General features: G+C 70.6%; 12 protein-coding genes and 1 pseudogene. 2 read left to right on the top strand and 11 right to left on the bottom strand.

Translation table 11 applies throughout. The annotated features are described in order from the left end of the window. Positions 1-22: 22 nt before the first annotated feature. From ACFYP5_RS26745 to bldG, 4 genes are all read right to left on the bottom strand, one after another. Positions 23-628: a small secreted protein gene (locus ACFYP5_RS26745; RefSeq protein WP_389040729.1), complete on the bottom strand. Its 606-nt coding sequence runs from the start codon at positions 626-628 to the stop codon at positions 23-25. A 307-nt stretch (positions 629-935) separates the two neighbouring features. After that, complete coding sequence (locus ACFYP5_RS26740) at positions 936-3,383, bottom strand: sodium-translocating pyrophosphatase (protein ID WP_389040727.1); 2,448 nt, start codon at positions 3,381-3,383, stop codon at positions 936-938. Positions 3,384-3,658: 275 nt separating this feature from the next. Then, a complete protein-coding gene (locus tag ACFYP5_RS26735) occupies positions 3,659-4,132 on the bottom strand; it encodes an ATP-binding protein (protein ID WP_389040725.1) in 474 nt (157 codons plus the stop codon). A gap of 258 nt (positions 4,133-4,390) precedes the next feature. Next, positions 4,391-4,744 (bottom strand): anti-sigma factor antagonist BldG, encoded by a 354-nt coding sequence (gene bldG / locus ACFYP5_RS26730; protein ID WP_078075833.1) that lies wholly within the window; start codon positions 4,742-4,744, stop codon positions 4,391-4,393. Between the two features lie 78 nt (positions 4,745-4,822). On the opposite strand from bldG, the gene ACFYP5_RS26725 reads away from it, so the two are divergent. After that, positions 4,823-7,396: a DEAD/DEAH box helicase gene (locus ACFYP5_RS26725; protein ID WP_389040722.1), complete on the top strand. Its 2,574-nt coding sequence runs from the start codon at positions 4,823-4,825 to the stop codon at positions 7,394-7,396. Between the two features lie 40 nt (positions 7,397-7,436). Here the strand turns inward: ACFYP5_RS26725 and ACFYP5_RS26720 are convergent. The 7 genes and pseudogenes from ACFYP5_RS26720 to ssd form a co-directional block, all read right to left on the bottom strand. Beyond that, positions 7,437-7,670 (bottom strand): annotated as a pseudogene (locus tag ACFYP5_RS26720) (Rv3654c family TadE-like protein); the annotation flags it as partial. Between the two features lie 116 nt (positions 7,671-7,786). After that, positions 7,787-8,197, bottom strand: coding sequence for a TadE family type IV pilus minor pilin (locus ACFYP5_RS26715; RefSeq protein ID WP_389040720.1), 411 nt, complete (start codon positions 8,195-8,197; stop codon positions 7,787-7,789). Continuing rightward, positions 8,184-8,384 (bottom strand): DUF4244 domain-containing protein, encoded by a 201-nt coding sequence (locus ACFYP5_RS26710; protein WP_078852720.1) that lies wholly within the window; start codon positions 8,382-8,384, stop codon positions 8,184-8,186. The genes ACFYP5_RS26715 and ACFYP5_RS26710 overlap by 14 nt, the downstream gene beginning before the upstream one ends. Positions 8,385-8,442: 58 nt before the next feature. Then, the gene (locus ACFYP5_RS26705) at positions 8,443-9,246 is read right to left on the bottom strand and encodes a type II secretion system F family protein (RefSeq protein ID WP_389040718.1); all 804 of its coding nucleotides are present in this window, start codon (positions 9,244-9,246) and stop codon (positions 8,443-8,445) included. Continuing rightward, positions 9,243-10,124 (bottom strand): type II secretion system F family protein, encoded by an 882-nt coding sequence (locus tag ACFYP5_RS26700; protein ID WP_389040716.1) that lies wholly within the window; start codon positions 10,122-10,124, stop codon positions 9,243-9,245. The genes ACFYP5_RS26705 and ACFYP5_RS26700 overlap by 4 nt, the downstream gene beginning before the upstream one ends. Further along, positions 10,121-11,269 carry a TadA family conjugal transfer-associated ATPase gene (locus ACFYP5_RS26695; RefSeq protein ID WP_389040714.1) on the bottom strand — a complete coding sequence of 383 codons (1,149 nt, stop codon included), beginning with the start codon at positions 11,267-11,269 and terminating at the stop codon, positions 10,121-10,123. Before ACFYP5_RS26695 ends, ACFYP5_RS26700 begins: the two co-directional genes overlap by 4 nt. Next, positions 11,266-12,381 (bottom strand): septum site-determining protein Ssd, encoded by a 1,116-nt coding sequence (ssd, locus tag ACFYP5_RS26690; protein WP_389040712.1) that lies wholly within the window; start codon positions 12,379-12,381, stop codon positions 11,266-11,268. Before ssd ends, ACFYP5_RS26695 begins: the two co-directional genes overlap by 4 nt. Before the next feature lie 500 nt (positions 12,382-12,881). Between ssd and ACFYP5_RS26685 the strand changes: the two genes are divergently transcribed. Next, positions 12,882-13,721 (top strand): HAD family hydrolase, encoded by an 840-nt coding sequence (locus ACFYP5_RS26685; RefSeq protein ID WP_389040710.1) that lies wholly within the window; start codon positions 12,882-12,884, stop codon positions 13,719-13,721. Positions 13,722-13,979 lie beyond the last annotated feature (258 nt).

Raw genomic sequence — 13,979 nt, 5'->3', positions numbered from 1 at the left:
GGGCCGGTCGTACGACTGCCGGTTACGACTTCTTGCTGGGCGAGGCGGACGGTGCAGGAGCGGTCGGCGCGACCGAAGCCTTCGGCTTCTGGCAGCCGGGCTGCTTGGCCATGGCGGTGCCGACCTCGCCGGACTGGAGCTTCCTCAGCGCCTCGTCACCGTTGGAGCTGATCTTGTTCAGCTCGTCGGCGATGCCCTTCAGACCGTCGGCAAACTTCGCCTGGTCCTTCGTGTTGAGGTCGTCGACCTTCTTCTGCAGGTTCGCGTACGCCGCCGAGGAGGCGTTGAGCTCCTTCACGGCCTCCTTCTGCGTGGCCTCGCCGCCGTCGACCGGCGGCGCGCCCGCCGATTCCACCGCTGCGCCCAGGGCCTTGTACGCCTGTGAGATCTGCTGGAAGGCGGCCGAGTCCGTCTCCTGGACGTCAGCGGGCTTGCTGTTGTCGGCGGTCTGCTGCTGGATGGCGGCGTTGGCGTTCGCGATCTTCTGCAGCTGGGGCTTGACCTGGTCACAGACCTTCTTGGCCCAGTCGTTGACCTTGTTGTCGCTGCTGCTGTCGTCGCTGCAGCCCGACAGCGCAAGTACGAGTACCGCACCGCCGGACAGTGCGGCTGCAAGCTTCTTGTTCACCGGATCGGTCCCTTCCAAGGCTCTCGGCCCCGGAACTTACACGCCGGAAGACCTCCATCCGGGTGCCCGGCGTCCAGTGGGTGACCTTTTGCAGCCATTTGCACCAAGGGAAATGAGGGAGATACCACTCGCTCGCGAACGGGTGAACAAGCCGAACAGGTGAACGCTTCGAACAAATGAAGGGGCGGGCGGCACATCAGATGATGTGCCGCCCGCCCCTTTCATCCTTCGGCCGGCTGCCGCCGACGGGCTGACCAGATGCCGATCAGCCGCTGTCTTCGGGCTGCCGCGCCGTCCCCGGCGCGCCTCAGGAAACGGCCGCCGGATCGGTCGTCTCGGCGGTCCTGCCGCCGTCCTCGTCGTCGTCGCCGCCGCCGGAGTCGCCCTCCTCACCCACGGCGATCCCACGCCGCTTGGAGACATAGACCGCGCCGACGATGACCGCGATGGCGAGCACCGCCACCACCGCCCGCACACCCGCGCTCGCGTCCGCCCCGAAGCTGAACTGCACCACCGCGGGGGCGATGAGCAGCGCCACCAGGTTCATCACCTTGAGCAGCGGGTTGATCGCCGGTCCCGCCGTGTCCTTGAACGGGTCTCCGACCGTGTCACCGATCACCGTCGCGGCGTGGGCGTCGCTGCCCTTGCCGCCGTGATGACCGTCCTCCACGAGCTTCTTGGCGTTGTCCCAGGCGCCTCCGGAGTTGGCGAGGAAGACTGCCATCAGCGTCCCGGTGCCGATCGCGCCCGCAAGATACGAACCGAGCGCCCCGACGCCGAGGGTGAAGCCGACCGCGATCGGTGCGAGCACCGCGAGCAGTCCGGGCGTGGCGAGTTCGCGCAGCGCGTCCTTGGTACAGATGTCGACGACGCGTCCGTACTCGGGCTTCTCGGTGTAGTTCATGATCCCGGGATGCTCTCTGAACTGCCGGCGCACCTCGTAGACCACGGCCCCCGCGGACCGGGACACCGCGTTGATGGCCAGACCGGAGAAGAGGAAGACGACCGCGGCACCGAGGATCAGCCCCACCAGGTTGTTGGGCTGCGAGATGTCGAGGCTGAGCCCCATCGCTCCGGCGCCGGCCCCGACGTCGTCGACCGCCGTGGCGATGGCGTCGCGGTACGAGCCGAACAGCGCCGAGGCCGCGAGAACGGCGGTGGCGATGGCGATGCCCTTGGTGATCGCCTTGGTGGTGTTGCCGACGGCGTCCAGGTCGGTGAGGACCTGGGCACCGGCGCCGGTGACATCACCGGACATCTCGGCGATGCCCTGGGCGTTGTCGGAGACCGGACCGAAGGTGTCCATGGCCACGATCACCCCGACGGTGGTGAGCAGCCCGGTCCCGGCGAGGGCCACCGCGAAGAGCGCCAGCATGATCGACGTACCGCCGAGCAGGAAGGCCCCGTAGACACCGAGGCCGATCAGCAGCGCGGTGTAGACGGCCGACTCCAGACCGATGGAGATCCCGGCGAGCACCACGGTCGCCGGGCCGGTCAGCGAGGACTTGCCGATGTCCCGGACGGGGCGCCGGTTGGTCTCGGTGAAGTAGCCGGTGAGCTGCTGGATCAGCGCGGCCAGCACGATGCCGATGGCAACGGCGACCAGGGCGAAGATCCGCGGGTCGCCGCCGTGCGAGGTGATGGCGCTGTCGGTGACGCCGTCCAGATCGGCGTACGACGACGGCAGATAGAGGAAGACTCCCACCGCCACCAGGACCAGCGAGATCACCGCGGAGATGAAGAAGCCGCGGTTGATGGCGGTCATCCCGCTGCGGTCGGCGCGTCGCGGGGCGACCGCGAAGATCCCGATCATGGCGGTGAGCACGCCGATCGCCGGCACGATCAGCGGGAAGGCCAGTCCGGCGTCGCCGAAGGCGGCCTTGCCGAGGATCAGCGCGGCGACGAGGGTCACGGCGTACGACTCGAAGAGGTCGGCCGCCATGCCCGCGCAGTCGCCGACGTTGTCGCCCACGTTGTCGGCGATGGTGGCGGCGTTACGCGGGTCGTCCTCCGGGATGCCCTGCTCGACCTTGCCGACGAGGTCGGCACCGACGTCGGCGGCCTTGGTGAAGATGCCGCCGCCGACCCTCATGAACATGGCGATCAGCGCGGCACCGAGGCCGAAGCCCTCCAGGACCTTGGGCGCGTCGGCGGCATAGGCGAGGACCACACAGGAGGCACCGAGCAGCCCGAGCCCCACCGTGATCATGCCGACTACGCCGCCCGTACGGAATGCGATCTTCATCGCCCGGTGCGATACGGCGGTGAGATCTTTTTCCGGTTCACCTTCAGCTGGCGTCGCCTCACGGGCCGCGGCAGCCACTCGCACATTGCTGCGTACGGCAAGACGCATGCCGATGTATCCGGTGGCCGCCGAGAAAAGCGCACCCACCAGGAAGAACACTGAACGGCCTGCGCGTTGCGACCAGTTGTCGGCCGGCAGCAGCAGAAGCAGGAAGAAGACCACGACGGCAAAGACGCCGACGGTCCGCAACTGCCGGGCCAGATAGGCATTCGCGCCTTCCTGGACGGCCGCCGCGATCTCCTTCATACGGTCGGTGCCCTCACCGGCCGCCAGCACCTGGCGCACCAGCAGCCTGGCAACGATCAGTGCGGCGACGGCCACGGCGGCAACGACGATCACGATGACGCGGTTGTCATCGGTCAGTACCGCGGCCGCGAGTGAGGTGGGCCGGTCGGAAAGTGCGGAAACTTCGGGCAGTTCTGCCAGTGATGTGTTGAAGAACCCCGCCATACGTCCTCCTCGACGCTCAGCGCTCAAGACGTGGACGGATTGTAGGGACCGGAACCTGATCAAAACAGTGCGCGGTAAATGTAATTGACCTTCTACACCAGATCGGCAAATGATCGCATTCTCGGATTGAGCCGAATGCAGTAATGGGGCAGACACATTGTCCGTTGATCATTGATCAAGCACAAATGAAAAAGGCCCTGCTCAGCAGGGCCTCGAAGAACGGATCAAGCGTTGCGCGCCAGGACGGGCCGGCCGGCCGTCGCGCCTGCGGCGCCTCAGGGGGCCAGCGGGGCGGGCGTCTTCGGCCAGCTCATCCGGATCACTCCGCCGTCGGCTGCCGATCTGACTTCCACATCGTCGACGAGGCCGCTGATGACCGCGAGACCCATCTCGTCCTCGCCGTCCGCGTCAACTTCGGATTCCGGCTCATCGGGCGCCCCGCCGGGCGTGGCGCCGCGTGTCCCGGATGCTGCCGCGGACCCGGCTTCGCCGCCCGGGCCGGGCACCTCGTCGCCGACCTCGATGGAGAAGGACTTCTCCTCCTCGGTCAGGACGACCTTGATCGGAGCGGTGATGCCATGGCTGCGGTGCAGCCCGACAGCGCGGCTGCAGGCCTCACCGACGGCGAGTCTGACCTCGTCGAGCGCAGCCTCGTCGACCCCGGCCCGGCGCGCCACTGCGGCCGCCACGAGGCGGGCCGTCCTGACATGTTCGGGCTGGGCGCTGAAGCGGAGTTCAACGGTGGCCATGCGATCCCCCTCAGACGTACGGGCGTGCATCTCAAGGGCCCGGGCGTGCCGCCCGGTACCCCTGCTCTCTTCTTCCGGAAGCCGACTGAGCCAATCGGCCGACCAGCAGCCGACAGCTTGCCGCCGACACGCCGGTCCGGCCACCGGCCACGGGCAGCCGACGGCCCGGCCCGGCGGACGGACGGCCCGATGGACCGCCTGTCCGCCGAACGGACTGCCTGCCGGACCGACCTCAGTCGGTCCGGCCGCGGACCGACCTCAGTCGGTGGCCGCGACAGCCTCTTCGACCGTGGTGTGAATCGGGAACACCTTGGTCAGACCAGTGATCCGGAAGATCTTGAGAATGCGCTCCTGGTTGCAGACCAGGCGCAGCGAGCCCTCATGGGCCCGGACACGCTTCAGGCCGCCCACAAGCACGCCGAGGCCGGTGGAGTCGAGAAAGTCGACACCTTCCATGTCGACAACCAGGTGGTAGCTGCCGTCATTCACCAACTCGACCAACTGCTCGCGCAGCTTGGGCGCGGTATACACATCAATCTCGCCACCGACCTCGACGACCGTACGGTCGCCACCAGGGCCGGACACATTGCGAGTCGACAAGGACAGGTCCACGGATCCTCCAGCACCTTGCTATCGAGCGGTCGCCCCTCGGTCTCCCCGACGGAGCCAGGGGACGGATCGCCAGCCGCGATGGCATTCAATCACTTACCAGCAGCCATGCACGACGCCTTGGGACCATTGTCCGTCACGGCGGTGACACACTCGGTGCTGATGGCCAAGAATCACCGCCCCAGTCGACCACCCGTGAGCGGGGACTCCCGCCCCTCTCCGGCAATGATCCTCCACCGGCTCGCCGCAGGGGCGGGCCGGTCCGCGCGCATCACTCATACGGAGCACTTGCCCCCGCGTACGGGAACCCATGCCATCTGGCCGGATCGCATCCGGCCAGAAGTGATCACCGCCATCCGGAAAGCCGGCATCGACCACCCATGGGCCCATCAGGCAGCCGCTGCGGAGCACGCCCTGAACGGTGAATCCGTCGTGATCGCCACCGGAACCGCCTCCGGCAAGTCGCTCGCCTACCTCGCTCCGGTCCTCAGCGCCCTGCTCGCCGGCTCGGAGGCCCCCAACGGCCGCGGCGCGACCGCCCTGTACCTCGCCCCCACCAAGGCCCTGGCCGCCGATCAGCGGCGTTCGGTGAAGGAGCTCGCGGCGCCGCTCGCCAACGCGATCAGGCCGGCGGTCTACGACGGCGACACCCCGGTCGAGGAACGCGAGTGGGTACGTCAGTACGCCAACTACGTCCTGACCAACCCCGACATGCTGCACCGCGGGATTCTGCCGTCCCACCCCCGCTGGTCCTCCTTCCTGCGCGCCCTGCGCTTCGTCGTCATCGATGAGTGCCACACCTACCGCGGCGTCTTCGGCTCGCATGTCGCCCAGGTGGTACGCCGGCTCCGTCGCATCTGCGCCCGTTACGGAGCCGATCCGGTCTTCCTGCTCGCCTCGGCCACCGCGGCGCAGCCCTCGGTGGCCGCGGGCCGTCTCATCGGTCTCCCCGTCAGGGAGGTCGCCGACGACGCCTCGCCCCGCGGCGAAATGGTCTTCGCCCTGTGGGAGCCACCGCTGACCGAGCTGCACGGCGAGAAGGGCGCCCCCGTACGCCGTACGGCCACCGCCGAGACCGCCGACCTCCTCACCGATCTGACCGTCCAGGGCGTCCGCTCCGTCGCCTTCGTACGCTCCCGGCGCGGCGCCGAGCTCATCTCCGTCATCGCCAAGGAGCGACTCGCCGAGGTGGACCGCTCACTGCCCGCCCGGGTCGCCGCCTACCGCGGCGGATACCTCCCCGAGGAACGCCGCGCCCTGGAGCACGCCCTGCACTCCGGCCGTCTGCTCGGCCTGGCGGCCACCACCGCCCTCGAACTCGGCATCGATGTCTCGGGCCTGGATGCCGTCGTCATCGCCGGCTATCCCGGCACCAGGGCGTCGCTGTGGCAGCAGGCCGGCCGGGCCGGACGCGCCGGGCAGGGCGCCCTGGCCGTCCTGGTGGCCCGCGACGACCCGCTGGACACCTTCCTCGTCCACCACCCCGAGGCGCTGTTCCAGCAGCCTGTGGAGTCGACCGTCCTCGACCCGGACAACCCGTACGTCCTCGCCCCCCATCTGTGCGCGGCGGCCGCGGAGCTTCCGCTCACCGAGACCGACCTGGAGCTGTTCGGGCCCGCCGTGCCGGAGCTACTGCCGCAATTGGAGGCCGCGAAACTGCTCCGTAAACGGGCGTCGGGCTGGCACTGGACCCGCCGTGAGCGGGCCGCCGATCTCACCGACATCCGCGGCGAGGGCGGCCGTCCGGTCCAGATCGTCGAGGAGGGAACCGGCCGGCTGCTGGGCACCGTCGACGAATCGGCCGCACACACCGCCGTCCACGAAGGAGCCGTCCACCTCCACCAGGGCCGCACCTATCTGGTCCGGAAACTGGATCTGGAGGACTCGGTCGCCTTGGTCGAGCAGGCCGACCCGCCGTACTCGACAACCGCCCGTGACACCACATCCATCGCCGTCCTGGAGACCGACACCGAGATCCCGTGGGGTGACGGCCGGCTCTGTTACGGCTCCGTCGAAGTCACCAACCAGGTCGTCTCCTTCCTGCGTCGCAAACTGATCACCGGCGAGGTCCTCGGCGAGACCAAGCTCGACCTGCCGCCCCGTACGCTGCGCACCCGTGCCGTGTGGTGGACGGTCACCCAGGACCAGCTGGATGCCGCCCGCATCAATCCGGAGATACTCGGCGGCGCGCTGCATGCCGCCGAGCACGCGTCGATCGGGATGCTGCCCCTCTTCGCCACCTGCGACCGCTGGGACATCGGCGGTGTCTCCGTGCCCCTCCATCCGGACACGCTGCTGCCGACCGTCTTCGTGTACGACGGCCATCCCGGCGGTGCCGGATTCGCCGAGCGGGCCTTCCACACCGCCCGTGGCTGGCTCACCGCCACCCGCCAGGCCATCGCGTCCTGCGAGTGCGAGGCGGGCTGCCCGTCCTGCATCCAGTCCCCCAAGTGCGGCAACGGCAACGATCCGCTGCACAAGCGAGGCGCCGTCCGTCTCCTGGGCGAACTCCTCAGGTCCGCCCCAGCCGATCCGGAAGAGCCGCAGGAGCCGGGAGAGCGGGAGGAGCCGGGGAGCCCGAGCCCGGCCCCGGAGCGGTCCACGGAGAGCCGGGCGGACCCGGAACGGCCTCAGGAGGGCCCGCCCGGGACCTGACCGTCGGCGTGTACGGCCCGAACCTCACCCGGGCCGTCACATCGGCGATCTCCCCCTGCACCACACACCGCACCACCACCGCCCCCTGAGCCCCGGCCACCTCCTCGGCCGCCCGGCACGCCGCCTCCGTCCCCCGCAGGGCCCGGTCGGCGGCTGCCAGGGCCGCCATGTCCGCCGCCCCACCGGCCCGGTGCCGGGCGACCACCACTTGTCCGAGTGCGAGCACGATCGCGAAGACCGCACACAGCGTGGCCGTGGTCATCGCCACCCACACGGTCGCCACCCCCCGGTCCCCTCCCCCGCCCTGCCGCGCCCCCGAGAAGCACCGCACCCGTCGCGCCTGCCATGCCTGCCGCCGGGCCGTGTGTCCCGAGCCGACGTCCTCCCTCGTCACGGCGCCGCCCCCACCGTGTCCTCGGCCAGCGCTGCCGCCTCCGCGCTCAGCGTCAGGGTCAGCGGGCTGGGTCCGGGCGTCTGTGCGGCGACCCGTACCCGCCACAGTTCCCCGGCGCGTTCCAGATCGACCCGAGCCCGGTCGGGTGCCGCCGACCGGGCGGCGGCGAGCACCTGCGCCTTCGGTTCGGAGCGGGCCGCGGCCCGGGCACCGGCCCTCGCCGCATCCACACACCGGATCTGGGCGGAGGCGGCCATCAGTGCCCAAACAAGGGCCAGGGCGAACAACGCCAGTACCGGAATCACCATGGCCGCCTCCGCCGTCACCGCGCCCCGGTCACCTCCCCCTCCGCATCCCCGGGCCTCGCCGCTCCCGCTCCCGGGAGGCCGCCTCTCAGAACTTCGCATCGAGCGCGTCCTTGAGAAGCGACTGCAGCGCCGACATGACAGGCGGACTCGTGACCACCTTGTAGAGCACCGCCGCGAACGCGCAGGCCGCAATCGTCCCCACCGCATATTCGGACGTCGTCATTCCGCCGTCCGAGCGGGCTCGGCGCACCATGCCCCGCACCCAGCTCCGGATTCGCTGTGCCATTTCAACCCCCGAGAATGGTTCGATTTAGTTCGAATGAACACCTATTGCCGCTCTTGTCTCAGCCGGTGTGCAGCAGCCCGGTCGCCAGGCCGATGACAACGGGCGCCACCCCGACCGCGAGAAAGGCGGGCAGGAAACAGAGCCCCACCGGTGCCGTGATCAGCACTCCGGCCCGCTGGGCTCGCGCCACGGCCGCACTCGACCGTTCCGCGCGCATCGCCTCGGCCAGTCGGGAGACCGGCTCCGCCGCGGGAGCCCCGGTCGAGCCCGCTCGCTCCAGACAGCGGGCCAGTGCACCGGCGCCCGGTATCTCGCCGAACCTCCCCCAGGAGGCGGCCGGTTCGCCGCCCAGCCGGATCTCCGCCGCCGTCCGCGCCAGCCGTTCGCCGACCGGACCGCCCAGCGACTCCCCCACCGCCTCTGCCGCCTCACACGGCCCGGCTCCGACCGAGATGCAGGCTGCCAGCAGATCGGCTGCCAGCGGGAGCTGCCGTGCGGTCTCCGCCATCTCCGCTGCGGGCACACCGGGTCTGCGCCGACGGCGCGTCCGCTGCCACCGCCAGGTGCCGTACGCGGCCGCGAGTCCGGCCGCGCACCCCAGCGGACCACCGACCAGAATCCAGCCGGTCACCACAGCGCCCAGCGGCGCGGCCAGATCCCTGATCCGAGCCCCGCCGACCGACCGCCTGCGCCGCCGCTTCCCGGGGTCGACCGCCAGCAGCGACGCGCCCCGGCGAAGCACCGTCCGCTCTCGCCGCCGTCCGGCCAGGGCGAGAGCCGGATACACGACCGCGCCCAGGACCACCCCCAGCAGACCCAACCCGGGGACAAGGTGCACGACCTCGCCTGCCACTCGGCTCATGCGGCTTCCCCCGCCCGTACGATCCGGCCGGCCCAGAGGAGACCGGCCGTCTCCAGCAGCCCGCCCACCGCCAGGCAGACCAGCCCGGCCGGACCGTGCAGGAGCACCCGCAACGGGTCGGCCCCGAGCGCCGCCCCCAGCCCCAGACCCAGCACCGGCAACAGCGCCAGCACGGCCACCGTCGACCAGGCACCCGCCAGCTGCGCCCGCAACTCCTCCCGCCGACGCCGCTCGGCCCGCAGCGCTCCCTCCAGACGGTCCAGACCGGCCGCCAGCCCGGCCCCTCCATCCACCGCAACCCGCCAGCACGCCGACACCCCGACGAGCCCTTCCAGGCCCGGCTCACGCGCCGCCTGCCCGAGCGCCGCCGGCACATCCCCGCCGAACCGTGCAGCAGCCGACACGGCGGCCTCCGCCGCACCCAGCGCGCCGGTGCCGCGCACTGCGGCCAACAGCGCCTGCCCAGGCTCGTGCCCGGCCCGCAACTCACCCACCACGGCAGCGCACAGCGCCACCACCGCGTCGGCCCGGCGCTCCCGTTCCCGCCGCCCGGCCCGTCTGCTCAGCCACCGCCGTACCAGCGGCACCGCCACCGCCCCCGCGGCCACCGGCAGCAGGGACTCCCCCAGCACGGCAAGGACCAGCGCCACCGGCAGACACAGCCACTCCCTCCGTCCCCGGAACATCCCGCCGCACCACTCCAGGCCCCGCTCCCAGCAGCTCCGCGGCGCCGGCTCACCCACCCCGTCGACGAACAACACCCTGGCCCGCCGCAGACCGTGGTCCCGCCCCACCACCAACCAGGCAGCCGCCCCTGCGCACATGGCCATGGTGTATGTCGCGTACTCCGCCGCCCCCGCCGACAACCCACCGGTCATGTCGCACCCCCGATCAGCGACCGCAGCCGCTCCCAGCCCCGCTCCCGGACGAATCCGTCGGCGCCCCAGCGCAGCGCGGGCACCGTCACCACCAGACCGGCCGCATCACGCTCCAGCACATGCACCTCGGCGATTTTTCGCAGCCCCGCCCGGTCCCGTACGAGATGGACCACCACCGAAAGCGCCGCCGCCAACTGGCTGTGCAGCGCGACCCGGTCGAGACCGGCCGCCGTGCCGAGAGCCTCCAGACGGGCGGGGACATGCTCGGCGGCATTCGCGTGGACCGTGCCGCACCCGCCCTCGTGGCCCGTGTTCAGCGCAGCCAGCAACTCCGTCACCTCGGAACCACGCACCTCCCCCACCACCAGCCGGTCCGGCCGCATCCGCAGTGCCTGACGCACCAGGTCCTGCAGGGTCACCCGGCCCGCCCCCTCCTGATTGGCAGGACGCGACTCCAGGCGCACCACATGAGGGTGGTCCGGCCGCAGCTCGGCCGAGTCCTCGGCGAGCACGATCCGCTCCCGCTCCCCGACGGCGCCCAGCAGGCTCGACAACAGCGTGGTCTTCCCCGCGCCCGTGCCGCCACTGATCAGATACGAGATCCGGCCTTCCACCAAGGCCCGCAACACCCGGTCCCCGCCCGGCGGTACGGTCCCCGCGGCAACCAGCTCCGGCAGCGAGAAGGCCCTGGGGCGCACCACCCGCAGCGACAGGCATGTGGAGCCGACGGACACCGGCGGCAGCACCGCGTGCATCCGCGTCCCGTCCGGCAGCCGGGCGTCCACCCAGGGCCGGGCGTCGTCCAGCCGCCTCCCGGCGACCGCGGCGAGCCGCTGCGCCAGCCTGCGCACCGCCGGAGCGTCCCGGAAGGTCACCCCGGTGAGTTCGAGCCCGCCTCCCCGGTCCACCCACACCCGGTCGGGCGCGGACACCAGCACGTCCGTGACCGCGGGATCGGCGAGCAGCGGTTCCAGCACCCCGGTACCGACCAGCTCGCCGCGCAACTCCTCCGCGGCTCCGAGCACTTCGGCATCGCCGAGCAGCCTCCCCTGGGCGCGCAGCGCGGCCGCCACCCCGGCCGGGGTCGGTGCGGCGCCGCTCTGCGCCAGCCGTTGCCGCACGGCGTCGAGCAGTGCGTCGGTCATGACACCGCTCCCCCGGCGACGCCTCCGGCAAGCGCCCGCTCCCAGAACGCCGTGCAGAATCTGGCCAGCGGGGAGCGGGCGCTGCCGCCGGGCGGCGTCCCACCGTCCTGAGCGGCGAGCAGCCCCGGCTCCAGCGGGAGTTCACCGGCGAGCGGCAGCCCCAGGGCATGCGCCACCCAGCGCTCGTCCAGACCCGCCGCGTAGGGGCCGCGTGCCATCACCCTCAGATCGCCCAGGACCATCCCGGCCATCGACGCCACCCGCTTGGCCGCCGCGACCGCTCGCAACTCGCCGGGGACGACCAGCAGCCCGAGGTCCAGCTGGGCAAGCGCCTCGGCCACCGACTCATCGACCCGGCGCGGCAGATCGACGACCACCACCCCACCGAGCCTGCGCGCGGCAGCCAGCACCGCCGCCATGGCCGGGGGTGGAACGACCACCCAGTCGTCGCGGCCCCAGCTGAGCACGCGCAACCCGTGCAACGCGGGCAGCGACTCCTCCAGGGCGCCGCCACCTACCCGTCCTTTGGAATGGGCGAAATCCGGCCATCTCATCCCCTCGGCGCGCTCGCCACCGAGCAGCACATCGATGCCGCCACCCAGCGGATCGCCGTCGATCAGCATGGTCCGCCGCCCGCCCCTGGCTGCGGCCACGGCCAGCGCGCAGGCCAGCGTCGACGCGCCGGCTCCGCCCCGTCCGCCGATCACTCCGACGGTGAGCGCGGGCCTGCCCACGCCCTCCGCCGCATTGGCGATCTGATCGACGAGCCAGCTCTCCGCGTCGGGCAACCGCAGCACATATTCCGCCCCGATCTCCACGCCCTGCCGCCAGACGTCCGGAGCGTCCTGGTCTCGCCCCACGAGCATCACGCCCTGTCTGCGCGCGACTCCACGGCATCGCGGAGCCGCGTCGTCGCCCACCAGAACCATGGGAGCTCGCTCCCAGCCGCCTCTGCCTTCGGGCAGCGTGTGGAGAACCTCTGGTTCGGCTCCGGCGGCCGCGCACAGCCGAAGCAGATCGTCGAGCAGTTCAACATCCTCGGTCACGATCAGCGGTCCGCCGCTCCGCTCTTCGGCGACCGGCAGACGACCCCGTGCGATGGATTCGGCCACGATCTCCGCCCCCTTCTCCCTGCACCTTCACCGCGGTTTCGCGGCGATCTCGGAGCCCTCCGAGATCGGCGATATCCGGAACCCGCGGACTTCGCGGTGGAATCACCGTGCAACGCTTCGGGAAATCGTGTGGATCTTGCTCAAAAACTGTGGACAACTCCACCGCTGTGAATATCTCCGTCACCCATACCGGCGACTTCCGGAGAGCAGCACTTCCGCTACACACTGTGACGAGTCGTGGTGGTTCGAGAGCGCAGAAAAACGGGCCGTCGCGGCCGAGAAGGAGACAGAATGCTTGATTCCGAGCACCGGAAATGCGTCCGGACATGCGACGACCCCCGCCGGGGGGGAGAGCGGGGGTCGTCCCCACGGCCGACTCGGGGGGGGAGGAGCCGGACCGGGTTAGCACGGTCGCGAACGATCCGTGACTTCCATGGTGTACCCGAGAGCCTTCTCAGGCAAACCCACGCGCCAGAGTTTACGCCGAATGGTGGGCCCCTATGCTCTGCCTTGTGGAAGACCACTCCTTGCCGCGCACAGCAGCCTTCTTTGACCTGGACAAGACGGTCATTGCGAAGTCCTCGACTCTGACCTTCAGCAAGTCCTTCTACCAAGGCGGACTGATCAACCGCCGTGCCGTACTGCGCACCGCGTACGCACAGTTCGTGTTCCTCGCCGGGGGCGCCGATCACGACCAGATGGAGCGGATGCGCGAATATCTCTCCGCGCTCTGCAAGGGCTGGAACGTCCAGCAGGTGAAGGAAATCGTCGCCGAGACCTTGCACGATCTGATCGACCCCATCATCTACGACGAGGCGGCGACCCTCATCGAGGAGCACCACACCGCCGGACGCGATGTCGTCATCGTTTCCACCTCGGGTGCAGAAGTCGTCGAGCCGATCGGCGAGCTGCTGGGCGCCGACCGGGTCGTCGCCACCCGAATGATCGTCGGCGACGACGGCTGTTTCACCGGCGAGGTGGAGTACTACGCATACGGGCCGACGAAGGCCGAGGCGGTCCAGGCCCTCGCCGTGTCGGAGGGATACGACCTCTCGCGCTGTTACGCCTACAGCGATTCCGCGACCGACGTACCGATGCTGGAGTCCGTCGGCCACCCGCACGCGGTCAATCCGGACCGCGCGCTGCGGCGTGAAGCAGCGCTCCGGGAATGGCCGATTCTCGCCTTCGACCGCCCGGTTCGACTCAAGCAGCGGCTGCCCACGTTCTCGATGCCACCCCGACCAGCACTCGTCGCCGCCGCAGCGGTGGGCGCAGCGGCCGTCACCGCGGGACTCGTCTGGTACACCTCGCGCCGGCGCGCGGCCGCGACAACCGCCTGACGCCCCGCACCGGCGTCCACGCACCGGCAGACCTCGGCCCTCGCCGCGCGAAGGCCGCCGACCGGGTCACCACCCGACCGCTGTCCGGAGCCTGCCTCCGGACAGCGGCCCCGGTCCGCACCGAACGGCTCGCCGTACGCCAAATTACGGCCCCGACCAGCATGTTCGGCTCGTCCATATTTGAACCAAAAAGTAAAGAAGCATGGCCAGCACTACCGCTTGCCCCAGGTGTGGAGTACAAAGGAGTCAACGGCCCGC

Source organism: Streptomyces sp. NPDC005262, assembly GCF_042872425.1.
Classification (GTDB): domain Bacteria; phylum Actinomycetota; class Actinomycetes; order Streptomycetales; family Streptomycetaceae; genus Streptomyces.
This window is presented reverse-complemented; position numbering and strand designations above follow the sequence as displayed.